At 77.0% G+C, this 24,612-nt stretch carries 19 protein-coding genes and 1 pseudogene; 11 read left to right on the top strand and 9 right to left on the bottom strand.

Features of this window, described 5'->3' with window-relative positions:
• Positions 1-20: 20 nt before the first annotated feature.
• The 3 genes from IEY94_RS17625 to kynU are packed head-to-tail and all read right to left on the bottom strand — an operon-like array spanning position 21 to position 4,140.
• Positions 21-1,505: a 2-hydroxymuconic semialdehyde dehydrogenase gene (locus IEY94_RS17625; protein WP_189171428.1), complete on the bottom strand. Its 1,485-nt coding sequence runs from the start codon at positions 1,503-1,505 to the stop codon at positions 21-23.
• Between the two features lie 29 nt (positions 1,506-1,534).
• Positions 1,535-2,872 (bottom strand): FAD-dependent oxidoreductase, encoded by a 1,338-nt coding sequence (locus IEY94_RS17620; protein ID WP_189171310.1) that lies wholly within the window; start codon positions 2,870-2,872, stop codon positions 1,535-1,537.
• Positions 2,869-4,140 (bottom strand): kynureninase, encoded by a 1,272-nt coding sequence (kynU, locus tag IEY94_RS17615; protein ID WP_189171309.1) that lies wholly within the window; start codon positions 4,138-4,140, stop codon positions 2,869-2,871. Before kynU ends, IEY94_RS17620 begins: the two co-directional genes overlap by 4 nt.
• A 200-nt stretch (positions 4,141-4,340) precedes the next feature.
• On the opposite strand from kynU, the gene IEY94_RS17610 reads away from it, so the two are divergent.
• Positions 4,341-5,099: an alpha/beta hydrolase family protein gene (locus tag IEY94_RS17610; protein WP_189171308.1), complete on the top strand. Its 759-nt coding sequence runs from the start codon at positions 4,341-4,343 to the stop codon at positions 5,097-5,099.
• Between the two features lie 82 nt (positions 5,100-5,181).
• On the opposite strand, the gene cobF is transcribed toward IEY94_RS17610, so the two are convergent.
• Positions 5,182-5,937, bottom strand: coding sequence for a precorrin-6A synthase (deacetylating) (gene cobF / locus IEY94_RS17605; RefSeq protein WP_189171307.1), 756 nt, complete (start codon positions 5,935-5,937; stop codon positions 5,182-5,184).
• A 224-nt stretch (positions 5,938-6,161) separates the two neighbouring features.
• On the opposite strand from cobF, the gene IEY94_RS17600 reads away from it, so the two are divergent.
• Entirely contained in the window at positions 6,162-7,184 is a 1,023-nt protein-coding gene (locus IEY94_RS17600) for an enoyl-CoA hydratase/isomerase family protein (RefSeq protein WP_189171306.1), read from the top strand.
• A gap of 817 nt (positions 7,185-8,001) precedes the next feature.
• Here the strand turns inward: IEY94_RS17600 and IEY94_RS17595 are convergent.
• On the bottom strand, positions 8,002-9,993 hold the full coding sequence (locus IEY94_RS17595) for a hypothetical protein (protein WP_189171305.1): 1,992 nt from the start codon (positions 9,991-9,993) through the stop codon (positions 8,002-8,004).
• Positions 9,994-10,074: 81 nt separating this feature from the next.
• Here IEY94_RS17595 and IEY94_RS17590 point away from each other — a divergent pair, with 81 nt between their 5' ends.
• The 4 genes and pseudogenes from IEY94_RS17590 (at position 10,075) to IEY94_RS17580 (ending at position 12,684) form a co-directional block, all read left to right on the top strand.
• A complete protein-coding gene (locus IEY94_RS17590; RefSeq protein ID WP_189171304.1) occupies positions 10,075-10,938 on the top strand; it encodes an aldo/keto reductase in 864 nt (287 codons plus the stop codon).
• Between the two features lie 185 nt (positions 10,939-11,123).
• The gene (locus IEY94_RS17585) at positions 11,124-11,330 is read left to right on the top strand and encodes a hypothetical protein (RefSeq protein WP_189171303.1); all 207 of its coding nucleotides are present in this window, start codon (positions 11,124-11,126) and stop codon (positions 11,328-11,330) included.
• A pseudogene (locus tag IEY94_RS24375) lies at positions 11,331-11,774 on the top strand (DUF6879 family protein); the annotation flags it as partial.
• A 127-nt stretch (positions 11,775-11,901) separates the two neighbouring features.
• Complete coding sequence (locus IEY94_RS17580) at positions 11,902-12,684, top strand: Scr1 family TA system antitoxin-like transcriptional regulator (protein ID WP_229784212.1); 783 nt, start codon at positions 11,902-11,904, stop codon at positions 12,682-12,684.
• Positions 12,685-12,724: 40 nt separating this feature from the next.
• Here IEY94_RS17580 and IEY94_RS17575 read toward each other — a convergent pair whose 3' ends face one another.
• The 4 genes from IEY94_RS17575 to IEY94_RS17560 all read right to left on the bottom strand — a co-directional run bounded on the left by IEY94_RS17575 (position 12,725) and on the right by IEY94_RS17560 (position 17,169).
• Positions 12,725-13,261, bottom strand: a complete 537-nt coding sequence (locus tag IEY94_RS17575; RefSeq protein ID WP_189171301.1) for a hypothetical protein — start codon at positions 13,259-13,261, stop codon at positions 12,725-12,727.
• 180 nt (positions 13,262-13,441) lie between these two features.
• The gene (locus IEY94_RS17570) at positions 13,442-14,005 is read right to left on the bottom strand and encodes a Rieske (2Fe-2S) protein (protein WP_189171300.1); all 564 of its coding nucleotides are present in this window, start codon (positions 14,003-14,005) and stop codon (positions 13,442-13,444) included.
• 120 nt (positions 14,006-14,125) lie between these two features.
• Positions 14,126-15,625 (bottom strand): NADH-quinone oxidoreductase subunit NuoF family protein, encoded by a 1,500-nt coding sequence (locus tag IEY94_RS17565; protein ID WP_189171299.1) that lies wholly within the window; start codon positions 15,623-15,625, stop codon positions 14,126-14,128.
• Positions 15,622-17,169: a hypothetical protein gene (locus IEY94_RS17560; protein WP_189171298.1), complete on the bottom strand. Its 1,548-nt coding sequence runs from the start codon at positions 17,167-17,169 to the stop codon at positions 15,622-15,624. Before IEY94_RS17560 ends, IEY94_RS17565 begins: the two co-directional genes overlap by 4 nt.
• A 606-nt stretch (positions 17,170-17,775) precedes the next feature.
• Here IEY94_RS17560 and IEY94_RS17555 point away from each other — a divergent pair.
• From IEY94_RS17555 to egtB, 5 genes are all read left to right on the top strand, one after another.
• Positions 17,776-20,079 carry a HelD family protein gene (locus IEY94_RS17555; protein ID WP_229784210.1) on the top strand — a complete coding sequence of 768 codons (2,304 nt, stop codon included), beginning with the start codon at positions 17,776-17,778 and terminating at the stop codon, positions 20,077-20,079.
• 84 nt (positions 20,080-20,163) lie between these two features.
• The gene (locus IEY94_RS17550) at positions 20,164-20,655 is read left to right on the top strand and encodes a hypothetical protein (RefSeq protein WP_189171297.1); all 492 of its coding nucleotides are present in this window, start codon (positions 20,164-20,166) and stop codon (positions 20,653-20,655) included.
• 69 nt (positions 20,656-20,724) lie between these two features.
• Positions 20,725-21,768: a potassium channel family protein gene (locus IEY94_RS17545; RefSeq protein ID WP_189171296.1), complete on the top strand. Its 1,044-nt coding sequence runs from the start codon at positions 20,725-20,727 to the stop codon at positions 21,766-21,768.
• A 233-nt stretch (positions 21,769-22,001) separates the two neighbouring features.
• Positions 22,002-23,270, top strand: a complete 1,269-nt coding sequence (locus IEY94_RS17540) for a glutamate-cysteine ligase family protein (protein ID WP_189171295.1) — start codon at positions 22,002-22,004, stop codon at positions 23,268-23,270.
• Positions 23,267-24,610 (top strand): ergothioneine biosynthesis protein EgtB, encoded by a 1,344-nt coding sequence (gene egtB / locus IEY94_RS17535; protein ID WP_189171294.1) that lies wholly within the window; start codon positions 23,267-23,269, stop codon positions 24,608-24,610. Before IEY94_RS17540 ends, egtB begins: the two co-directional genes overlap by 4 nt.
• Positions 24,611-24,612 lie beyond the last annotated feature (2 nt).

Raw genomic sequence — 24,612 nt, 5'->3', positions numbered from 1 at the left:
CGCCCGGACCGTCCCGCCGGTCAGGGGTCGACCGCCACGCAGACGTTGGTCAGCTCGCTGTAGAAGTCCAGCGAGTGCGTGCCGCCCTCCCGGCCCACCCCGGACGCCTTCACCCCGCCGAACGGGGTGCGCAGGTCGCGCAGGAACCAGGTGTTGACCCAGACGATCCCGGCGTCCAGCGCGGCGCCGGCCCGGTGCGCCCGGCCCACGTCGCCGGTCCACACGGCCGCGGCCAGCCCGTACGGGCTGTCGTTGGCCAGCGCGAACGCCTCCTCCTCGGTGTCGAACGGCGCCACGTGCACCACCGGCCCGAAGATCTCCTCGCGGTTGGTCCGGGCCGCCGGGCCGAGCCCGGTGAGCACCGTCGGCTGCACGTACGCGCCGCCGTCGCGGGCGTCGCCGAACCCCGGCACCCCGCCGCCGGCCAGCACGCTCGCCCCCTCGGCCCGGGCCAGCGCGTAGTACCCGAGCACCTTCTCCCGGTGCTGCCGGGAGATCAGCGGCATCGTGGCGGTCGCCTCGTCCGACGGCCAGCCGGCCGGCAGCGCGGCGGCCGCCCTCGCCAGCCGCGCGGTGAACTCCTCGAACACCGGCCGCTGCACGTACAGCCGCTCGGTGCACAGGCACACCTGCCCGCCGTTGGTGAACGCCGACCGCACCGACCCGGCCACCGCCGCGTCCAGGTCGGCGTCGGCGAACACCAGCCCGGCGTTCTTGCCGCCCAGCTCGAACGACACCGCCTTCACCCCGTCGGCCGCCGCCCGCATGATCGCCGAGCCGGTCGCCGACTCGCCGGTGAAGGTGATCGCGTCCACGCCCGGGTGGGTGGTGAGGAACTCGCCGGCCGCGCCCGGGCCGTGGCCGTGCACGACGTTGAACACGCCGTCCGGCACGCCCGCGTCGCGCAGGATCGCGGCCAGCAGCGTCGCCGAGGACGGCGTCTCCTCGCTGGGCTTGACCACCACCGCGTTGCCGCAGGCCAGCGCCGGCGCCACCTTCCAGGTGAGCAGCAGCAGCGGCAGGTTCCACGGCACGATGATCCCGATCACGCCGACCGGCTTGCGGACCGCGTAGTTCAGCGCCCGCCCGCCGGTCGCCGTCACCGTGGTGAACGACTCCGTCGGCGCGGTCGCCGCGATGTCGGCGAAGGCGCGGAAGTTCGCCGCGCCGCGCGGGATGTCCAGCGTCCGGGCCTGCGAGATCGACTTGCCGGTGTCGGCGACCTCCGCGGTCACCAGGTCGGCGAACCGCCGCTCCAGCTCGTCGGCCACCCGGCGCAGCAGCGCCGCCCGGCCCTGCTCGCCCAGCCGCCCCCACTCGCCGCGCAGCGCCCGCCGGGCGGCCGCGACCGCCAGGTCCACCGTGCCGGCGTCGGCCTCGGCCACGTCGAACAGGTGCGCGCCGGTCACCGGGCTGTGCTTGGCGAACGTCTCCCCGCCGCGCACGTACGCGCCGTCGACGAAGTGCGGCAGGTGCCGCGGCCCGCCGGGCGACCGCCCGGCCATCAGCTCGGCCGGCCAGTCCGGCTCGGCCGTCACCGCCGCCCCCGCAGCGCCCGGGCCAGCAGGAGCAGGCCGGTGCCGCCGAGGCCCGCGGCCGCCGCCGCCAGCACCCGGTGCTGGCGGCGGATCCGCCGCTGCACGGCCGCGTACGGCATGGTCGAGAACGACACCAGCTCGTACCGGGACAGGTACAGCGACGGCAGCGCCCGCTGCAGCGCGTGCTCCACCCGCCGCCCGGCCAGGAACACCGGGGAGGCCACCCGGTCGCGCATCTCGACGAAGTTCTCCAGCGCCATCCGGGCGATCGCCTCGGCGTTGTCCGCCCGGTTCCGCTCGTACGCCGCCAGCGCCGCCGGCCAGTCGTCGCCGTGCGCGTCCAGGCAGCGGTCCAGCTCGACCACGTCCTCGAACGCGCAGTTCGCGCCCTGCCCGTAGAACGGCACGATCGCGTGCGCGGCGTCGCCGACCAGCGCCACCCGCCCGTACGCCTGCCAGGGGTGCGTGCGGACCGTGCCCAGCTTGCCCACCGGGTTGGCCCGGAAGTCGGCGACCAGGTCCGGCGCCAGCGCCGGCACATCCGGGTAGTGCGCGGCGAAGTGGCCGCCGATCTCCGCGTCGGTGGTCAGCGCGGCGAAGCTGCCCGCCCCGGTCAGCGGCCAGAACAGCGTGCAGGTGAACGACCGGTCCGGGTTCGGCAGGGCGATCATCATGGACGAGCCGCGCGGCCAGATGTGCAGCGCGCCGGGGTCCAGGGCGAAGTCGCCGTCGGCGCCGGCCGGGATCGACAGCTCCTTGTACCCGTAGTCGAGGAACTCGACGTCCTCGCCGACCAGGCCGGCGTCGTGCAGCGCGCCGCGGGTGGCCGACCCGGCGCCGTCGGCGCCGAGCACGATGTCGGCGTCCGCCTCGACCCGCCCGTCCGGGGTCTCGAACGCCAGCGCGCCGGTCTTGGCGTCCAGCCCGACCAGCTTGTGCGCGAACCGGACGGTCACGCCGGGTCGGGCCGCCGCGGCGTCGAGCAGCGCGTTGTTCAGCGCGCCCCGGCTGATCGAGTTGATCGCCCGGTCGCCGTCCAGGCTGTACGGCTGGAAGTCCGGCTCGCCCGCGACCGGGTGCACCATCCGGCCGCGCATCGGCAGCGCCGCCGCCATCACCGCGGTGTCCAGGCCGATCCGGCGCAGCGCGTCCAGCCCCCGCTCGGACAGCGCCAGGTTGATCGACCGGCCCCGCTCGGCCGCGCCGCCGCGCGGGTCGGGCCGCCGCTCGTACAGCGTCACCGCGTGGCCCCGGCGGGCCAGGAAGCAGGCCAGCAGCGACCCGGCCAGCCCGGCCCCGACCACCGCGACCCGGTTGCCGCCCGGCGCGCTCACGCGGGCACCACCGCGGCCAGCGCGGCCGCCGCGCGCCAGCAGTCGTGGTACGTCGAGTACAGCGGCACCGGCGCCAGCCGGACGACGTCCGGCTCCCGCGCGTCAGCGATCACCCCGTGCTCCTCCCGCAGCCGGCGGGTCACCTCGCCCGCCCGCACGCCCGTCACCCGCACCGACAACTGGCAGCCGCGCGCGGCCGGGTCCCGCGGCGTGAGCACCGCCAGCGGGCGCCCCGGCAGGATCGCGTCGAGCTGCTCCGCCAGGTACCCGGTCAGCCGCTCGCTGCGCGCCCGCAGCGCCGGCATCCCCACCCTGTCGAAGATCGCCAGGCTGCTGCGCACCGGCCCCATGGCGAGGATCGGCGGGTTCGACACCTGCCACGCCTCGACCGTGGCCGGCGGCCGGGACACCGGCGCCATCTCGAACCGGGTCGCCGCCGCGGTGCTCCACCAGCCCTCCAGCCGGGGCAGGTCGGGGTCGCCGAGGTGCCGCTCGTGCACGAACACCCCGGCCGGCGCGCCCGGCCCGGAGTTCAGGTACTTGTACGAGCACCACGCCGCGAAGTCCACCCCCCAGTCGTGCACGGCCAGCGGGACGTTGCCCGCGGCGTGCGCCAGATCCCAGCCGACCACGGCGCCCGCGGCCCGCCCGGCGGCGGTGATCGCCGGGATGTCCATGAACTGCCCGGTCAGGTAGTTGACCCCGCCCAGCAGCACCAGCGCGATCGTCGGCCCCTGCTCGGCCAGGACCGCGCACACGTCCTCGGTGCGCAGCACGTCCTCGCCGGCCCGCGGGCGCAGCCGCAGCACGGTCGCGTCCGGGTCCAGGCCGTGCCAGCGGGCCTGGCTGCGCACGGCGTAGCTGTCGGACGGGAACGCCGAGTCCTCGATGACGATCCGGGTGCGCTCGCCCGCCGGCCGGTAGAACGTCGCCATCAGCAGGTGCAGGTTGACCGTCAGCGAGTTCATCACCACGGCCTCGCTGGGCCGGGCGCCGACCAGCCGGGCGGCCGCGCCGGTGAGCAGCTCGTGGTACGACAGCCAGGCCCGGCCCGCCTCCAGGTGCCCCTCGACGCCCAGCCGGGCCCAGTCGGCCAGGTCCTCGGCCAGCTCGCCGGCCGTCGCGCGCGGCTGGAGGCCGAGGGAGTTGCCGGCGAAGTACGCCGCCTCGGGGTACCCGCCCCCGGTCGCCGGCGGGACGTGGAACAGCTCCCGGTGCCCCGGCTCCGCGGCGTCCCGCGCCAGGGCGGCTTCCTCGGCTGCGCTCAACTCGGCCTCCTCGCCTCATCCCCGACGGTACGGCGGGAGCCGCGGCCGGGCGGGACAACCCGACACGGCGGCGGTCCCCGGTCTTTCTATCGCACCGCGGCCCCCGCCGTCGCGTCCGGTGTTCGCCGTCCTATGGCTCGGGCGATGGCCCGTGGCTCGGGCGATGGCATGCCGGCCGCCCCGGGGGATAGCCTGCCGGCGTGGACGACCCGCGCTCCGTGCTCACCCGCCCCGCCCCGCCGCCCGACCACGTGCTCTCCTACGACTCCGGCGACGACCGGGTTCTGGACCTGCGGCTGCCGGCGGCGCCGCGGGGCCGGCCGCTGGTGGTGCTGCTGCACGGCGGCTTCTGGCGCCCCGAGTACGACCGCGCCCACGTCGGCCCGCTGGCCGCCGACCTGGCCGCGCGGGGCTGGCCGGTCGCGGTACCGGAGTACCGCCGCACCGGGTGGGACGACACCGCCGCCGACGTGACCGCGGCGCTCGCCGCGGCGGCCGACCTGGCGGCGCCGCACCTGGCGGCGGCCGGCGCGACCCCGCCGCCGGGCGTGCTGCTGATCGGCCACTCCGCCGGCGGCCACCTGGCCCTGTGGGCCGGCGGCGCGGCGCCGGCGGTCCGCGGGGTGCTGGCGCTGGCCCCGGTCACCGATCTCGCCGAGGCGTACCGCCTCGACCTCGACGACGGCGCGGTGGCGGCGCTGCTGGGCGGCGGCCCCGACGAGGTCCCCGACCGGTACGCCGAGGCGGAGCCGCTGTCCCGGCCGCCGGTGCGCGCCACGCTGATCCACGGCACCCTGGACGAGCAGGTCCCGCCGGCCCAGAGCCGCACGTACGCGGCGACCCGCTCGGCCCGCCTGGTGGAAATCCCGGACGCCGAGCACTACGCCCTGATCGACCCCCTGAGCCCCGCCTGGCCCACGGTCCTGACGGAACTGACCACCCTCACCACCCGCCCCTGACCCACCCTCCTCCGGCGTGGCTGGGCGGCGCGCACGGCTGGTGACCTCATGCGGGGCTATTCGGCCGCTGGGCTCATGTGGATCACGGTTGGCGGAGCAGGTAGGTGTCCATCAGCCAGCCGTGGCGGGTGCGGGCGGCCGCGCGGGTCGCCTGGACGTCGTCCAGGACGACGTCCAGGGGGCCCGCGGCCAGGAGCTCGTCGGGGGTGCCCAGGTAGGCGCCCCAGTACAGGTGCAGGCCCCGGCCGCGCAGGGCGCGGGCGGCGGACAGGTCCGGGTCCAGCATCACCACGACGTCCCGGGCGCCCGCGGGCCAGCCCTCGTCCACCAGCCGCCGGGCCGGCGTGACGTGCACCGGCGCCGCCACGGCGTGCAGCGGGACCCGGTGCCGCGCCGCCAGCGCCTGCACCGCGCTGATGCCGGGCAGCACGTCCCACTCGACGTCCGCGGTCGCCGCGAGGTCCGCCATGATCCGGATCGTCGGGTCGTACAGCGCCGGGTCCCCCCACACCAGGATCCCGGCCACCTGCCCGTCGGCCAGCTCGGCCCGCAGCGCGGCCCCCAGCGCCCCGGCCCGGGCCTGCCGCCACCGGTCGACGGCGTCCGGGTAGTCGGCGGCCGCCCGGTCCCGCGGCGGGTCGGCCACGGTGACGATCCGGTACGCGCCGTCGTCCAGGAACCGCGCGCACAGCCGCCGCCGTGCCTCGGTCAGATCGGCCGTCGCCGGCCCCTTGTCCAGCACGAGGAAGACGTCGACGCTGCGCATCGCCTCGATCGCCTGCACCGTCACGTAGCCCGGGTCGCCCGCGCCGACCCCGATCACCCGTACCCTGCGCACCCGCACTCCCGCCGTCGCCCCGCCCGCTCGACCGCCGGGGCCGGCCCGGTCCTCGATCGGCCGCCAGTCTCCCGGGCGCGCCGGCCGTCCGCGCACCCGGCATCCCGGGCCGCCCGGTCCGGCCGCCGGTTCCCCGGGCGTCCCGGCCGCCCGCGCTTCCCCGTCCCGCCGGGCGGCCCGGCCCGCCGCGGGCGGGCCCGCGGGCGTCGGGCAGGATGCCCGTCATGTCCGACGTTCTCGCCCGCGTGACCGGCCACCTCGGCCACCTCACGCTGAACCGCCCCGCCGCCCTCAACGCGCTCACCGACGCGATGGTCCGCGACCTCGACGCCGCCCTGGTCGCCTGGGCGGACGACGACCGGGTGCGCGCCGTCCTCATCGACGGCGCGGGGGAGCGGGGCCTGTGCGCCGGCGGCGACGTCCGCGCCCTGTACCACGCGGCCCGCGCGGGCGACGGCGCGACCGCGCGGGCCTTCTGGGCGCACGAGTACCGGCTCAACGCCCGCATCGCCGCCTACCCCAAGCCGTACGTCGCGTTCATGGACGGCCTGGTCATGGGCGGCGGCGTCGGCGTCTCCGCGCACGGCACGCTCCGGATCGTCACCGAGCGGACCCAGCTCGCGATGCCCGAGGTCCGGATCGGCTTCGTCCCGGACGTCGGCGTCACCCACCTGCTCGCCCGCGCCGGCCACGCCGGCACCCACCTGGCGCTGACCGGTACGACCGTCACCGGCGCCGACGCGATCGCCTGCGGCCTGGCCGACCACTGGGTCCCGGCGGACCGGCTGCCGGCCCTTCGCGCGGCCCTGGCCGACACCGACCCGGCCGCCGCGGCCGCGGCCGCGGCCGCGCCGCCCCCGCCGGCCCCCCTGGCCGCGGCCGCCGACTGGATCGCCGACTGCTACGCCGCCGACTCGGTGCCGGCGATCCTCGACCGGCTGCGCGCCCGCGGCGGCCCGGCCGCGGCGGCCGCGGCGGAGATCGCCGCCCGCTCGCCGATGTCGCTGACCCTGACCCTGGAACTGCTGCGCCGGGGCGCGACCGGGACGGTGGTCGACGCGTTGGACCGGGAGTACGCCGTCGCCACGGCCCTACTGGACGGACCCGACTTCGCGGAGGGCGTCCGGGCCCAGTTGATCGACAAGGACCGCAACCCGCGCTGGGACCCGCCGACGCTGGCCGCGGTCGACCCGGCGGCGGTCGCGGCGGCCCTGGCGGGCACCGGCGAGCCCCGCCCGCGTACCTGAGTGGTGTGGGTCACACACCCCGGTGGTTGCACTTAGGTAAGCCTTGCCTAAACTAAAGCGCAATCGGATGGGTGCCGGCCGGCACCGCCCCCGTACGGCCGGGGTGGCCGTGGTCTTGCGTGGCGATGCGACCGCGGCCGGGCCGCCGGCACCCACCCGATGACACGAGACGTTGCTCGTGGCGCTTCCTGGCGGTAGGCGCCACCAGAGGAGCCCGGCGGGGGTGGACCCGCCGGGCTCCTCTTAATTCTCGGTAGGCCACGTGATTCTCGGTGGGCCACGTGGTCATCCGGCCGGGAGGATCCCCGCCACGAGCGACCCCCTCCACCGCTGGCTCCGGGGCACCCTCGGGGCCGGCATCACCCCGACCGCTGCCCGGCCTGACTGCCGTTCCCGGCTCCCGATGGGGGCGCGACAGCTCGCCGTGGTTCCACCGACGACGGGAACGGCGCCCGCTACGGTCGTCAACGCGCCGGTCGGCTACCTGTGGGTGGGCATCCTCTGCGTCGGCAGTTCGGCGACCGTGAACGTCGTCGGTCAGGGGACGTTCCCTTTCGAGTGCGCTACCGACGAAGATGAGGTCGCTCCGATCCGGAGCACCGAGATTCGCCTGTTGCAGCCCGAGCCCGGCTTGAGGATCGAGGTTCGTCCAGGCGAACCCGACGTGAGATGGTCCATGTACGTGGGAACCCGGGCAACGCGACCGGCAGAGAGCTGACTCGGTTCGGACAGCTACGCCGGCAACACGGAGCGGCCCGCCGGGCTGTCCGTATCGGAGCATGGTCGTGTCGGTCGGCATCGCACCCGGTGTGGGCGGTCAGTCGTCGGGGCCGACCGCCGCGTGGACCGTACGGGCCGTGGGGATCCCGGCGTACGCGACCGCCGTCCGCACCGCCGCCACCCCCGTCGGCGAGCCCGCCGCCACCGCCCACCAGTCCGGCGCGAGCGGCAGCCCCGCGAGCGCCCCGGCCAGCTCCACCGCGCTGTGCACCACGACGGTGTCGGCCAGCGCCGCGAGCCGCACCCGGTCGTACGACTCCTCGCCCGGCGGTACCCAGTGGAGCACCGCCCGCGGCCGCCGGTCCCCGGCGGCGCGCAGCTCGGCGAGCAGCCCCAGCACCGGCGCGGCCCCGGTGTCCTCGGCGACGAACAGCAACCCGGCCGCCGCCGGGTCCACCGCCGGCCCGCCGACCGGCGGGCCGAGCCGGACCGGGTCGCCGACCGCCACCCGCCCCACCAGCGCCGTCGCCACGGCGTCCGCGCCCTCGGCCCGGACGTGCAGTTCCACGATGTTGTCCGGGCGCGGGCCGCCGGCGATCCAGCACGGCCGCCACGCGTCCCGGTGGTGGCCGGTCTCGACGGGGGCGCGCTCGCCGCCGGCGTACGGGTACGGCAGGTACGTCCGGACCCGCAGCACCGCCAGGTCCGGCCGGCGCTCCTCCCGTTCGACGACGGTCCCGGTCCAGTACGGCGGCGCGTACGAGCCCGCCGCCGCCCCCTCGGCGACCCACCGGGCGGCCAGGCCGCTGGCCGCGCGCCAGGCGGTCCACTCGCGCGGCGTCCAGACGCCGTTGGCCCGGGCGGCGTCGGAGAGCAGCACGGCGAGGGCCTCGGCCTGCTCCGGCCGGACGCCGAGCGCCGCGACCGCGGGGCCGAGCTGCGCGGTGGCCGGGGCGACGACCTGCGGCCGGTCCAGGTTCTCGACCAGCCAGCCGACAGCTCGGGTGAGCTGCGCGGACCGCGCCTCGGGGGCCGCCGGGAGCAGCGCGTCCAGTGCCCGCCGGACGCCGTCGGCGGTGAGCGGGGTACCGGGCGGGTTGAGCGGCCGGGCGGTCCGGCCGGGGGCGTTGGTGGTCACCGGTCCGGGCAGGGGTTGCCCGCCGGGGCCCACCGGGTCGCCGCTGGGCGGGGTGGGGTTGACCGGGAGGCCGCCCGGGCCGACGCCACCGACAGCGCCGCCGCCGGGCGGGAAGGGTCGGCCGGGCACCGCGGTGCCGCCCGGTGCGCCGCCGCCGCCCGGCCCGCCGTGCGGCGGAACGGCCGCGCCACCGGCCGGACCACCGCCCGCGCCACCCCCCACTCCCGTCCCGCCACCGGCCGGCCCCGTTCCGCCACCCACTCCCGTCCCGCCGCCCGTTCCCGCGCCGCCCGCGCCGCCCGGCCCGCCGGGCCCGACCGGGCCACCCGCTGCACCCGCCCCGCCGCCCGCGCTACCGCCGACGCCGCCCGCCCCGGCGCCGGGTCCACCGCCGGCGCCGCCCGCTCCGCCCGCGACCCCACCCGGGCCGGCTCCGGTGCCCGCCCCCGGGCGGCCCGCCCCGCCCCCGTCGGTACCGACGCCACCCCCGCCCGGCGTGCCACCGGGGCCCGCCGCCGACCCACCGGCACCGCCGCCCCCGGCGATCGCCCCGCCGCCCGGCACCGCACCGCCAGCCACCGCGCCGCCGGAGCCGCCCGCCGTGCCCGCCGCCGCGCTGCCGCCCGGGCCGGATCCGGTCGTACCCGGTCCGGCGGGCGCGTCGGTCAGCCGGTCGAGGGCGGTCAGGACCGCGTGCGCCACCGCCGCCGGCCCGCCGCCGGCGGCCAGGCTCGCGCGCAGCGTCTGCTGGAGCTGGACGAGCTGCGACGGGGCGTGCGGGGCCGGCCCGTCCGCCGCCCGGCCGATCCGGCCGCCCTGCGCCGCCCGGGCGACCGCCGCGGCCGAGGACGCCGCCGTCGTACCGCCGGCGCCCTCGGTGAGCGCCTGCCGCAGCGTGCGGATCAGCCCGGTCAGGTCGGGGGCGGGACCGTCGGGCCCGATACTCGTCACGCCCCGAGTATGCGCGGCCGGGTCCGGAATGTCCGGGCCTCGGGTGGGCGGGGCCGGGTGGGCGGCGGATAGGTTCGGGGGATGCAGAACACCACGGATCACCTCGGCGGCGGCCTCACCATCGGCGGCGACCTGACGGTCGGGCGGCTCGGGTACGGGGCCATGCGCCTGTGCGGGCCCGGCATCTGGGACCGGCCCGCCGACCCCGCCAACTCGCTCGCCGTGCTGCGCCGCGCGGTCGAGCTGGGCGTCACCTTCATCGACACCGCGGACAGCTACGGGCCGGAGATCAACGAGGAGCAGGTCCGGGCGGCCCTGCACCCGTACGACGGCCTGCTCGTCGCCACCAAGGGCGGGCTGACCCGCTCGGGCCCGGACGCCTGGCACCCGGTCGGCCGGCCGGAGTACCTGCGCCAGTGCGTCGAGCTGAGCCTGCGCCGCCTCGGCGTCGAGCGGATCGACCTGTGGCAACTGCACCGGATCGACCGGCACGTACCGGTCGAGGACTCCCTCGGCGCGATCCGCGACCTGCGCGACCAGGGCAAGATCCGCCACGTGGGGCTGTCCCAGGTCAGCGTGCACGAGATCGAGCGGGCCCGGCGGGTGATCGACATCGTGAGCGTGCAGAACCTGTACAACGTGGCGGACCGGTCCAGCGAGGACGTGGTCGAGTACTGCACCCGCGAGGGCATCGCGTTCATCCCGTGGTACCCGGTCGCGGCCGGCGAGCTGGCCCGGCCCGGCGGCGTGCTGGACGTCATCGGCAAGGAGACCGGCCACACGCCGGCGCAGCTCGCGCTGGCGTGGCTGCTGCGGCGGTCGCCGGTGGTCGCGCCGATCCCCGGTACGGCGTCGCTGGACCACCTGGCCGAGAACGTCGGGGCGGCGGCGATCACCCTCACGGACGAGCAGTACCGGGCCATCACGGACGCCGGCGCGCACTGACGTCGCAGTTCGGGTGGGTGCGCGGCCGGCGCACCCACCCGACAGCCGCTGCCGCGGAACCGCCCGGCCCGCATCGGCGTCCGGCGCATCTCCGCCCGAACGGAAACCGTTGCTGAATGTTGGGGGTTGTGCGTACCGGGCGACGATGGAAGCGGATCCACGCCACCGTCCACTGGGGAGCCCGCGTGGAGCTGACGTACGTGGGAAAGGATCCGGGCTCGGGCAACGACAATTGCCCGGCGCTGTACCGCACCGATCGGGATTCGTACATCGTGCAGGGTTGGCGGGTGACCGACCCCGCCGCGCTGGCGGAGCTGGCCATTCCCGACCACGAGACCTGCGTGGAGATCCCGGCCCGGATGCTCCCGCTGTTCCGGCCGGTCGGGGGTTGAATGCGCGACATCGACTACGCGGAATTTCGCGAGCGGTACCGCGCCATTCGGCACTCGTGGGCCCACCTCGAACTGCGCGACTCGTACGGCACCGCGGTCGAGAACGGCCCCTTCGCCCGCTGGCTGCGCGACGGCGTCGCCGACCCCGGCTACCTCGCCGAGTGGTGCGAGCTGCTGCGCGGGCTGGCCGCCGCCGGCCGCACCCTGCGCCGGGTCAAGGTCGTCGGGAACCCGCCGAGCGAGTACCACCGGTGGATCCGCGCGATCATCCAGCCGGTCGTCGACGCGGGGGAGGCGACCCGCTGGTGCGACCGGCGGGCGGTGGCCGCGGTCGCCCTCCCCGGCGCCGACTTCTACGTCCTGGACGACGAGACCGTGCTGTTCCCGCACTTCGACGGCGCTGGCTCGCCGGTCGGCTACAGCCTGACCGACGCGCCGGAGACCGTCGACCTGTGCCGGACGGCGTTCGAGGCGTGCTGGGCGGCGGGCACCGACCACGATGACGGCCGACCCCCAGCGCGTCACCGAGGCGCGGCGCGTCCTCGGTGCGCGGCTGCGCCGCCTGCGCCGGATGGCCGGGCTCACCGCCCGGGCGCTCGCCCCACGGACCGGGCAGCACTTCACCCGCGTATCGAAGATCGAGAACGGTGCGCAGGCGCCGAGCGTCCAGAACATCCGCGACTGGTGCGCCGCCTGCGGCGCGGATGATCAGGCGCCCGACCTTGTCGCCACGCTCACCAACGTCGAGGCCGGGTACGTCGAGTGGCGCACCCGCGTCCGGACGGGCATCAAGCGCATGGGCGCGCCGAACTCCCTGGCCACCTACGACCGCACCACGGTGTTCCGGATCCATGAGGTCAACGTCCTGCCGGTGGTGTTCCAGACCGAGCCGTACATGCGCGCGCTGATCGGGTACTGGCGCGACTTCTACGACGCGCCGGACGACTCGGCCGAGCTGATCGCGTTCCGGCACCGGCGCAACGCGCGGGCGCTGAATCCCGGCAAGCGGATCGTCGCGGTGCTGGCCGAGGACGTCCTGCGGACCCGGTTCTGCGATCCCGCCGTGCACGCCGCCCAGCTCCTGCACCTGCTGTCGATCATGCTGCTGCCGTACGTCAGCGTCGGCATCATCCCGTCGGACCGGCTGCGCCGCGGGATCGCCTCGATCGGATTCTGGATCTTCGACGACGGGCTGGTGATGCTGGAGACGCCGTCGGCTCAGCTCCGGGTGACGCAGCCGGCGGAGATCTGCACGTACGTCCGGCTGTTCGAGGACTTCCAGCGGCAGGCGGAGCACGGCGCGGCGGCGTGGGCGCTGGTCCATCGCGCGATGATGGCCCTCGGCGACCACTGACCCGATCCCGGCCGGTCGTTCGGCGATCGGGGAATGACGATCAGGGAATGACGTGGGTGCGGCCCTCGCCGGCGGCGGCGACCGCGGCCTCGGCCGCCGCGCCGGACATCGCCGCCTGGTCGAACGCCACCCACCCGTCCCCGGTGGCGATGGTCGCGCCGCTCCACGTCGGGTGCAGCAGCGGCACGACCCCGTTCATCATCGCCGTGAAGGCCGTGACGTCGGACGCGCGGTCGAAGGTGATCACGGTCAGCCGGGTGCCGCCGAGCACGCAGGTGCCGCGCTCGTGGTACCGGTACGTCGAGGTCCCGGGGCGGGTGAGCGCCCGCAGGTCGGTGCAGCCCAGGTCCGCGGCGAGCCGGGCCACCGGCGCGCCGACGTGGTCGCCGCCGAACAGCGGGTGGAGCGCGGCCGGGGCCTGCCAGCCGAGCAGGCCGCCGATGCCGGCGGCGGCGACGGCGCCCAGGACGTACGCGCCCAGCTTGCGGCTCAGCCGCTCCCGCGCGGGTCGGGTGGCAAGTCGCTCACCGTCCGTAGTGGCGCGGGTGGGGGTCGAAGCGTCGGTCGCCGCGGTCACGGGCGGTCCCTTCCGTATCCCGGAGAAATCGGTACTTACTCAGCGTAATTGTGGTGGGGGAGGGGTGCTGTCGGCCGCGGGGTCGCGGGGGGCTGGCCGTCCGGGTGCGGAGCGGGCCCGCCCCGGGGACGCACAGTGGCGGCCGCCCGAACGGGCGGCCGCCACTGGAGGGGGGTGGGGTCAGGCGCGGAAGATGCTGCCGTTGCGTACCCGCAGCTTGCGCCGGACCAGGCCGGACTGCGCCGGCCCGTTGGTCACCCCGCCCTGGTCGTCGAACTGCGCCCCGTGGCCGGGGCAGTTGATCGTGCCGTTCTTCGGCGGGCTGACCTGGACGCCCTGGTGCGGGCAGGCCGCGTCGAACGCCCGGAACCGGCCCTGCTCCGGCTGCATGATCAGCAGACCGTCGACGACCTTGCCGCCGCCGACCGGGATCTCGTCGGTGCTGGCCAGCGCGTTCGCCGCGCCGCCACCGCCGCCGCCGTCGTTGGCGCCGCCGCCGTTGCCGCCGGTATTGCCCCCGCCGCCGGCCGGGTCGGGGGCGGCGCCGCCGCCGGCGGCCGGGTCGTTGCCGGCGGCCCCGGCGTTGTCCACCGGCGGTACCTGGTAGTCGTTGTAGCCGTCGCCGCACGCGGCCAGCAGGGCGACGACGCTCACGCCGCCGGCCGCGGCGAGCAGCCCCCGGCGAACGGGGCAGATGGCATTGCCGGTGGGCGCCGGCGGGGGTGTCTGCGGGCTGGGGCTCATCGGTCGGCACCATCCTCGTGCGTCGGGCGGCGGTCGGGGAGGCCGTCGCTGTCGGTGTTCCTACTGTCGGTACGGGCACCCTGGTCGGGCAGTGGTCACGCTGAGCAGCGGCTGAGCCGCTCAGCGCCGTCTCGGGGCCGCGACCGGCGCGGGCGCGCCGGCGCGGCTCAGTTTCAGGGCCAGTTCGGGGCAGACCTTCACGGACTGCTTGGCGTCGCCCTCCAGCCAGGGCGGCACCGGCAGGTCGGGCAGGGCGGGGAAGCCGTTGCCGTCCAGTCGGATCAGTTCGGGCGCCACGTACGCGCACAGGCCGTGGCCGTCGCACCGGCTCCAGTCGACGCTCAGCCGCAGCACGCCGTCGCCGACCCGGCGCGGCATCGGCAGCACCTCGTCGACCGACCGGCCGCAGCCGCCGTTGCGGGCGTGCTCCTCGATCTCCTCGGCGAAGGTGTCCATCGCCGAGATCGTGAACGCCGCCGTACCGTCGGGGTGGCTGCACGCGCCGCGGCCCTTGACCACGCCGACCGCCGCGCGGACGGCCGCCACGCCGCCGGTGCCGGCGACCACCTCGCGGACGAGCCGGGCCACGTCCGGCAGCCCGAACCGGCACGGGCCGCACTGGCCCGCCGACTCGCCGGCCAGGTACTGCACCACCCGGGCCACCTCGCCGATCGGGCAGGTCTTCGTGCCGAGCGGGATGAGGATGCCGGCGCCCAGCGAGCCGCCCACGGCGGACATGCCGGACCGGGACACCTCCGCCCGCTCGGCCGCCTCCGCCGTGATCCACTTGCCGTGGAAGCCGCCGGTGAGCAGGCCCGAGCCGACCTCGGCGCCGCACAGCCGCAGCACCTCGCGCAGCGGGGTGCCGGCCGCGCACTCGACCACCGCGGGCCGCTCGGCGCTGCCGGAGACGGTCAGCAGCACCGTGCCCGGCTCGGCCCGGGTGCCGACCGAGGCGTAGTGCTCGGCGCCGATCCGGGCGGCGATGGCGAGCTGGGCGAACGTCTCCGCATTGGACAGCAGCGTGGGCAGCTCGTCCACCCCGGAGTCGCTGGACCGGACCTTGACACCCGGCGGGATGTGGGCGAGGCCGTTGATCCCGTTGACCATCGCGCCGCCCTCGCCGGAGATGAACCGGTGCGGTACGGCGACGACCCGGGTCGGCACCGGCATCTGCCGCTCGGCCAGCGCGCCGGTCAGCGACCGCTCGCCGACGCCGTCGTCGCCGATGCCGAGGACGATCTCCTCGGCGCCGAGCGCCTCGGCCACCAGCGTCGCCCCGTCCAGGATCAGGTGCGGGGCGCGGGTGAGCAGCGTCTTGTCCTTCCACGCCGCCGGCTCGCCCTCGGTCGCGTTGACGACCACGACGGTCGGCAGGTTGCGCTTCTCCGCCGACTCGATCACCGCGCGCAGCTTGCGGGCGAACGGGAAGCCGGCGCCGCCGCGGCCCTTCAGGCTGATCCGGTCGGCCAGCTCGACCAGCTCCTCCATGCCCAGTTCGGGCAGGCCGCCGTGCACCTCCTCGTGGACCCACAGGTTGAGCCGGCGGTAGACGTCGAAGCCGGCGGTCAGCCGGGGCGTGCCGATGGAGACGACGAACGGGACGGACTTACCGTTCACTGTGCCTCCCGCCAGCGGTCGCCGTACGCGTCGTCGGCGTACCACTCCTCGGACCGCGGCGACCGGGACCGGCCGCGGTTGCGCTCGCCGCGCTCGCCCCGCTCCGCCCGGCGCGCCCGCCGGGCGGCCAGGTTGACCAGCGTCGGGGTGTCGTCGGGCTCCATCCGGCCGAACGTGCCGGGCGGGCCGTCGGCGTACACGCCGTCGAAGTCGATCTCCAGCTCGCGCTCGTCGACCCGGGAGCCGATCGCCGCCCGGGCCACCGCGCGGGCGGGGCGGTCGGCGTCGCGCGGCTCGTACTCGCGCAGCCGGCGCGGCCGGTACTCCGGCTCGGCGGCGCGCTCGTCCAGCCAGTCGACCTCGCCGGTCGGCTCGTCGTACCACTCGGCGCGGGCCGGCGGGCCGTCGTACGGGTCGGCCGGCTCGGCGTCGAGCCGCTCGGCGAACCGGGCGTCCGCGTCCTCGTCGTACCCGGGCCGGGGCTCGTAGCCGGCGCGGTCGTCGTACCCCGCCCGGTCGTCGTACCCGGCGGCCGGCTCGTACGCCGGCCGCTCGGGCGCGGGGGCGGGCGCCGCCCGGCGGCCCGGCGGCCCGGCGGCCACCGGCTCCGGGGCCCATTCGCGCTCGGCGTCGCGCTCCGACCGCTCGGGGACGCGCTCGGCGGCCCACTCCCGCTCGGGCGCGCGCTCCGGCTCCGGCTCGGCCGCGGCGGCCGGCTGGGGCGCGGGCTCCTCGGAGACCAGCGCGTGCGCGCTGGACGCCCAGGACTCCGCCGCGGTCGCCCACCGCTCCTCCAGCGGGTTCGTCGTCCGCTCGGCCGGCGCCGCCGCCGCGCGGCCGCGGGCCGATGTGGTGTCGACAGTGCGGACCTGCCGGCCCTCGGCGTCGATCGCGATGGCCGGGCGGGCCTTGCGGCCGCGCTCGCGGGCCTTGTTGCGGCTGGTCGCCAGGCGCAGGATCAGCGCGGCGGTGACCAGCACGACGCAGATCAGGTAGCTCGCGGTGACCCAGCCGGCCGGGCGCCGGCCGGCGCCGAGGCCGTGCAGCAGGGCCAGCGGCCAGACCAGGTACGCGGCGCTGTGCAGCAGCCGCCACACCCGCGGGCTCCACTTGTCGGCGAAGATCGCCCGGGCGATGCCGGTCCAGAAGATCAGGACCATCAGCCAGCCGGAGATCGGCCCGAGGCCGAGGTACAGGTTGGTGGTCGCGCCCGGGTTGGTGAACGGGACCAGCGCGTTGAACGGCGTGATCGTCCCGCCGGTCGCCTTCGTCCACACGTGCACCGCTAGGAAGATCATCGAGAACGCGGCGATGCACCGGTGGATCGCCTGCATCCACACCCGCAGCCGCGGGTTCAGCACGATCCGGTCGGTCGCCACCAGGCCGAAGATGACCGTGCCGGTCAGGCCCATGAGGATGAACACGCCCGCATAGAAGTGCATGAAGTAGAAGACGAACGTATAGGCGACCCGACCGGCGGTGCTGGACGCGGCCACCGCGTAGAAGGCGGCGAACGCCAGTACGCCCGCGGCGATCGTCCACAAGCGCGGCAGCCGACGGCGCGGGGGGCTGGCGGTGCTCTCGGCACCCGCGGTCCGCTGCGCTCGCTCGCGTTTAGGCATGGGCTCCTCGTCCGTGTCTGCGCATGTCCTGCTCACCGGGGGACCGGCGGCACCCCGCACGGGTCGCGGTCGGGTTGCGGCATGAGGTACGTAGAAATGCGCCCGGCGGATGAGGCTGGGGACGGCTTTTCCACACGCACGACCTTTTCCCTGGTGGGCGCGCCCGATCGGGGGTCGGGAGGTCCCCCGAGTGGGTGAGCGCGCGTTCAGGGAAATGATGAGGAATCCGGCAGCGGCCCGGGGTCAGCCGGCGGTCCGGAACCCGGGGCGGGCCGCGCGGGATGCCGCGCCGGTTGGACCGGCGGAAAACGGACGTTGTGCCCGATCGGGCGCAGGGGCCGCGCGCGAGCGCTATTGTCGGCGATTGGCCGATCGCGGCCGCCGGGGCGGAATCGTGGGCCACCCGGGCGGGAATCGCGGCCGCCGGGCAGAATGGTCCGCACAAAACGCAGCACGGGGCCGCACAAAACAAGAACGGACCGCTTATCGCGATCCGTTCTACCTCCAGCTTAACGGACAGGGCAGGAATTGTCAACGAGTCGACTGGACGAACCCCGCCGCGCCGACGCCGCGGACCTCGCGGCCGAGCAGCGCCACCTCGACGTGCTGTACGCGCGCCTGGACGACCTGCGCGCCGCCGCCGGCGCCGAGCTGGCCGCCGCGCTGCGCGAGGACGGCGGCACGCCGGCGATCCGCGCCGAGCGGGAGAGCCGGGTGGTCCGGCACCGGGGCGAGGAGGCCCGGTACGGCGCGGTCGAGGACGGCCTGTGCTTCGGCCGGCTGGACGCCGCCGCCGGCGGCACCACGTACATCGGCCGGATCGGCCTGCGCGCCCCCGACGCCGACGACGGGCCGCCGCTGCTGGTCGACTGGCGCGCCCCGGCCGCGCAGCCGTTCTACCTGGCCACGGCGGCCGCGCCCGCCGGGGTGCGCCGGCGCCGGCACCTGCGCACCGCCGGCCGGCGGGTGCTCGGCGTGGACGACGAGGTGCTGGACCTGGCCGGGGCGGGGGACCAGCGGGCCGCCGACATCACCGGCGAGGCGGCCCTGCTCGCCGCCGTGGCCGCCCCGCGGTCGGGCCGGATGCGGGACATCGTCGCCACCATCCAGGCCGAGCAGGACCGGATCATCCGGGCGCCGCTGGCCGGGGCGCTGGTCGTGCAGGGCGGGCCGGGGACGGGCAAGACGGCGGTGGCGCTGCACCGGGCGGCGTACCTGCTGTACACGCACCGGCGCGAGCTGAGCAGCCGGGCGGTGCTGATCGTCGGGCCGAACACCACCTTCCTGCGGTACATCGCCCACGTCCTGCCGTCGCTGGCCGAGACCGGCGTGGTGCTGTGCACCACCGGCGACCTGTTCCCCGGCGTCACCACCCGGCGCACCGAGGACCCGGCGGTGGCGGCGCTCAAGGGCGACCCGGTGATGGTCGGCGTCCTCGCCGCCGCCGTCGCCGACCGGCAGCGGGTACCGGACGAGCCGATCCCGATCGAGACCGAGGACGGGACGGTGCTGCTGCACCCGGCCATGGTCGCCGCCGCCCGGGAGCGGGTGCGCCGCACCGGGCAGCCGCACAACCCGGCCCGGCCGCTGTTCGACCTGGAGGTGGCGCACGCCCTGGCCGACGCGCTCGCCGACACCCTCGGCGCCGACCCGCTGGGCGGGGCCAACCTGCTCACCGAGGCCGACCGCGCCGACCTGCGCCGGGACCTGCGCCGCGACCCCGGCCTGCGGGCCGAGCTGGACGCCCTCTGGCCGATCCTCACCCCGGAGCGGCTCGTCGCCGAGCTGCTCGGCGACCCCGACCGGATCGAGGTCGCCGGCGCGGCCCTGACCGCCGACCAGCGCCGGCTGCTGCACCGGCCCGACGGCGCGGCCTACACCCCGGCCGACGTGCCGCTGCTGGACGAGGCGGCCGAGCTGCTCGGCACCGACGACCGGGCCGAGCGGCTGGCCGCGGCGCGCGCGCAGCGCCGGGCGGTCGCGTACGCCGAGGGCGCGCTGGAGATCGTCCGCGGGTCGGCGTCCATCGACGTCGAGGACGAGGACGACCCCGAGATCCTCGCCGCCACCGACCTGCTCGACGCCGACCGGCTGGCCGCCCGGCACGTCGACGTCGACGCCCGGACCGCCGCCGAGCGGGCGGCGGCCGACCGGGAGTGGGCGTACGGGCACGTGATCGTCGACGAGGCGCAGGAGCTGTCGGCGATGGACTGGCGGCTGCTCATGCGCCGCTGCCCGAGCCGGTCGATGACGATCGTCGGGGACGTGTTCCAGACCGGGCACCGGGGCGGGGCGACGTCCTGGGCGGACGCGCTGGGCCCGTACCTGGCCGACCGGTGGCGGCTGACCGAGCTGACCGTCAGCTACCGCACCCCCGCCGAGCTGATGGCGCCGGCCGCCCGGGTGCTCGCCGCGATCGACCCGGCCGCCACGGCGCCGACGGCGGTCCGGTCCGCCGGGGTGGCGCCGCGGGCGCTGCCGGTCGACCCGGCCGCGCTGCCCGCGGCGCTGGTCGAGGCCGTCGCCGCCGAGCGCGCGGCCGTCGGCGCCGGTACCGTCGGGGTGCTGCTGCCCGAGGACCGGTACGCCGCCCTCGCGCCGGTCGTCCGGGCCGCCCACCCGGAGCGGTCCCGGGTCACCATCGCCACCGTCGGCCGGGCCAAGGGCCTGGAGTTCGACGCGGTGGTGCTGGTCGAGCCGGCCGCGATCGCCGCCGGTTCGCCGCGCGGGCTGCGCGACCTGTACGTGGCGCTCACCCGGGCCACCGCCCGGCTGGTCGTGCTGTACGCCGCCGGGCTGCCCGACGCGCTGGCCGGGCTGGCGCCGGACTGAGGGCGGTCGATCGCCGCGGCCCGCTTCCGCGGGCCGCGGCCGGGCTCTACCGTGGATGGACATCCTCGGTGAGGGAGGCCCCCGATGCCCGTACCGAATCCCCCGGACAAGCCCCCGACGAACCCGCCCGGCGCCCGGCTGGACCGGCTCCAGACCATCGTCGCGCTCGCCCTGCTCGTCGTCTTCGCCGTCGCGTTGATCGTCCTGGCCACCATGCGCGACGACCCGCACTGGGACCGCCTCGTCTACCTCCTGGCCGGCTTCGAGGCGGTCGTGTTCGCCGCCGTCGGCGCGTTCTTCGGCGTCACCGTCCAGCGCGGCGCGGTCGCCGCCGCCCGGCTCGCCGCGGCCGAGGCCAACGAGCGGGCCGCCGAGGCCCGGGCCGACGCGCGGGTACAGCGGGACCTGCTCGACGCCGAGCGGCGCGACGCGACGGCCGGACGCACGCTCGCCGCCGCGGTGCTCGCCGCGCCGGGCCGGATCCCGCACGCCCGCTCCGGCGCGGACGCGGCCGGCGACCTCGCCGACCTGGCCCGCGCCCTGTTCACCGACGGCCCGGCCCCCGGCCGCGACTGAGCCGCGGCGCGCACCCCGCCCCCGCGGTCCGACCACCGCGGGGGCGGGGGTGTCGCATAGGGTGGCGGCGTGGACGCCGAGGAATCGAGCGCGGCCCCGACCCGGGCCGTTCACCTGCCGCCGCGCCGCCAGCGTCCGCTGGTGGCGCTGGCGGCGCGGCTGGGCTCGGCCGTCGCGCTGATCCTGCTCGTCGTGGGCGTCGTGTACGCGGGGCGGGCGGGGTACCGCGACGTCAACGAGGACGGCATCACCCTGCTCGATGCGTGCTACTACGCGGTCGTCTCGCTCTCCACCACCGGGTACGGCGACATCACCCCCGCCTCGCCGCACGCCCGGCTGGTCAACGTCCTGCTGATCACCCCCGCCCGGGTGGTGTTCCTGATCATCCTGGTCGGTACGACCCTGGAGATCCTCACCGAGCAGTACCGCAGCGGCCTGCGGGTGAACCGCTGGAGGAAGACCGTGAAGGACCACGTCATCATCTGCGGGTACGGCACCAAGGGCCGCAGCGCCGTCAGCGCCCTGCTGGAGAACGGCACCCCCGCCGACCGGATCGTCATCGTCGAGCGGGACCCGTCCCGGGTCCGCGAGGCGGCCGCCGCGGGCCTGGTCGCGATCGAGGGCTCGGGCACCCGCTCCGGCGTGCTCGTCGAGGCCAACGTGACCGGCGCCCGCACCCTCATGATCGCCACCGACCGGGACGACGCCGCCGTGCTGGTCGCGCTGACCGCCCGCCAGCTCACCGCGGGCAAGGTCCGGATCGTGGCCGCGGTCCGGGAGGCGGAGAACGCCCCGCTGCTGCGGCAGAGCGGCGCCCACCACGTGATCGTCTCCTCGGCGACCGCCGGCCGGCTGCTCGGCCTGTCCAGCTCGGCCCCGCCGCTGCTGGACGTCGTCGAGGACCTGCTCGCCCCCGGCGAGGGCATCAGCCTGGCCATGCGCTCGGCCACCCGGGAGGAGGTCGGCCGCCCGCCGCGGGAGCTGGCCGACCTGGTCATCGCGGTGATCCGGCGCGGCCAGGTGGTCGGCCTGGACGACAGCCGGGCGAGCCGGATCGAGTCCGGCGACCAGCTCGCGCTGGTCCGGCACGTGGACGCCGACGCCCGCCCCTGAGGCCGGCCGGGCCGAGCGGCGGGCCGATGTCGGTCGTACCGGCTAGGGTCATACCACTGGGCGTGCGCACATTCCCTGTCCGATGGACCCTGTCCTGATCCGGGTCCCTTTCCCGAATCCGAGCCCCATCCCCACCGCGCCCGCCGGCCGCGCGCGGTTGATCCGGCGCACCGGTCCGCCCGTAACACCGTACGTTCGTACTGGTCCCCCGTAACCGGACGAAAGGCGCGTGGATGCTCCACCATCCGCCACCGGCCACCGCCCGGCCCGCCGGCCCCGCCCGCGGCGCGGCGCCGGCCGAGGTGCTCACCACCGTCGACCGCGCCCGCGCGTACGTGGCCGCCGGCGCGCTGCGGTACGGGGCGGCCACCCGCACGGGGGCGGAGCTGGAGTTCACCGTGCACCACGCCGACGACCCGTGCCGGCAGCTCACCGCGGCGGTGCTCACGGCGGCGCTCGGCCCGCACGCACCCGCCGGCCTGGGCGGCCCGGCCGCGCCGCTGCCCCGCGGCGGCCGGGTCACCGTCGAGCCGGGCGGGCAGGTGGAGATCTCCACCCCGCCGTACGCCGACCTCGACGAGCTGCTGGCCGCCACCGACGCCGACCTGGCGCACCTGGCCGACCTGGTCGGCCGGCACGGGCTGGCCCTCGGCCGGTCCGGGCTCGACCCGCACCGGCCGCCGCACCCGGTGCTCGCCTCGCCGCGGTACGACGCGATGGCCGCCGCGTACGCCCGCTCCGGCCCGGCCGGCGGGATCATGATGCGCAGCACGGCCGGCCTCCAGGTCTGCCTGGACGCCGGGGACCGGTCCGAGGCCGCCGAGCGGTGGCGCCTGGCCCACCTGCTCGGGCCGCCGCTGCTGGCCGCGTTCGCCACCGCCGACCGGCACGCCGGACGCCCGACCGGCCGGGCGTCCGCCCGGATGTGCGCCTGGCTGGACATCGACGTCGGCCGGACCGACCCGGTCTGGACCGTCGCCGCCGCGGACGTCCCGCCGGCGACCGCCTGGGCGGCGTACGCCCTGGCCGCCCCGCTGCTCTGCCTGCGCCGCCCCGGCGGCGACTGGACCGCGCCGCCGGGCACCACGTTCGCCGACTGGATCGAGGGGGCGCTGCCCGGCCCGCCGACCACGGCCGACCTGGAGTACCACCTCAGCACCCTGTTCCCGCCGGTCCGGCCGCGCGGGTACCTGGAGATCCGGTACCTCGACGCGCAGCCCGCCGACGCCTGGGCACCGCCGGTGCTGGCGCTGTGCGCGCTGCTGGCCACCCCGGCGATCCGGGCGGAGGCCGCCCGGCTCTGCGCGCCGGCCGCCGACCGCTGGCGCCGGGCCGCCCGGGCCGGGCTCGCCGACCCGGTCGTCGGGCCCGCCGCGCGCGCCGTCCTGGCGCTCGCGATCGACGGGCTGGCCGCGCTGGACCTGCCGGAGCCGCGGCGCGCCGCGGCCCGGGTGAGCATCGCCGCCCGACTGGGTACGGCGGGGGCGGGGGGTGCCGGATGAACGGATCGATCGTCGACCCGGTCGCGCTGCGCGGCGACGACGCCGGCCTGCGCGCGGCGGTCGCCGCCGCCCTGGACCGGACGAGGGCCCGCACCCTGGGCCTGACCGCCGTGGACGACGGGGAGCTGATCACCCAGCACTCGCCGCTGATGTCGCCGCTGGTCTGGGACCTGGCGCACATCGGCAACCAGGAGGAGCTGTGGCTCGTCCGCGACCTCGGCGCCCGGGCGGCGGTGCGGTCGGACATCGACGAGCTGTACGACGCGTTCAAGCACGCCCGCAGGGACCGGCCGGCGCTGCCGCTGCTGCAACCGGCCGAGGCCCGCGCCTACACGGCCAGCGTCCGCGGCAAGGTGCTCGACCTGCTCGACGCGGTGCCGTTCACCGGCAGCCGGCTGCACGACGACGGGTTCGGCTTCGGCATGATCCTCCAGCACGAGCAGCAGCACGCCGAGACGATGCTGGCCACCCACCAGCTCCGCGCCGGCCCGCCGGTGCTGGACGCCCCGCCGCCCCCGCCGGCGCGCGCCGCGGTGGCCGGCGAGGTGCTGATCCCGGCCGGGGCGTTCACCATGGGCACCTCCACCGAGCCGTGGGCGCTGGACAACGAGCGCCCCGCCCACGTGGTCGACCTGCCGGCGTTCTTCCTGGACGCGCACCCGGTCACCAACGCCGAGTACGCGGCGTTCGTCGCCGACGGCGGGTACGCCGACGCGCGCTGGTGGACCGCCGCCGGCTGGGCCCACCGCCGCGAGGCCGGCCTGGCCGCCCCGCTGCACTGGGTCCGCGACGGCGACGGCTGGGCGCAGCGCCGGTTCGGCCGGGTCGAGCCGCTCGACCCCGCCGCCCCGGTCGTGCACGTCTGCGCCCACGAGGCCGACGCGTACGCCGCCCGGGCGGGCAAGCGGCTGCCCACCGAGGCCGAGTGGGAGAAGGCCGCCCGGTTCGACCCGGCCACCGGCCGGTCCCGCCGGTACCCGTGGGGCGACGCCGCCCCGACCGACCGGTACGCGAACCTCGGCCAGCGGCACCTGGGCCCGGCGCCGGTCGGCGCGTACCCCGAGGGCGCCTCGCCGGCCGGCGTGCACCAGCTCGTCGGCGACGTGTGGGAGTGGACGGCGAGCACGTTCGCCCCGTACCCCGGCTTCGCCCCCTTCCCGTACCGGGAGTACTCGGAGGTCTTCTTCGGCCCCCGGTACCGGGTCCTGCGCGGCGGCGCCTTCGCCACCGACGCGCTGGCCTGCCGCGGGACGTTCCGCAACTGGGACCACCCGATCCGCCGGCAGATCTTCAGCGGCTTCCGCTGCGCCCGCGACCCCCGCCCCGGCGAGGTGCGCTGACC

Origin of the sequence: Pilimelia anulata, assembly GCF_014647895.1 — a bacterium.
GTDB lineage: Bacteria > Actinomycetota > Actinomycetes > Mycobacteriales > Micromonosporaceae > Pilimelia > Pilimelia anulata.
Note: the sequence above shows the minus strand (reverse complement) of the source record. Positions and strands in the feature narration are given on the sequence as shown.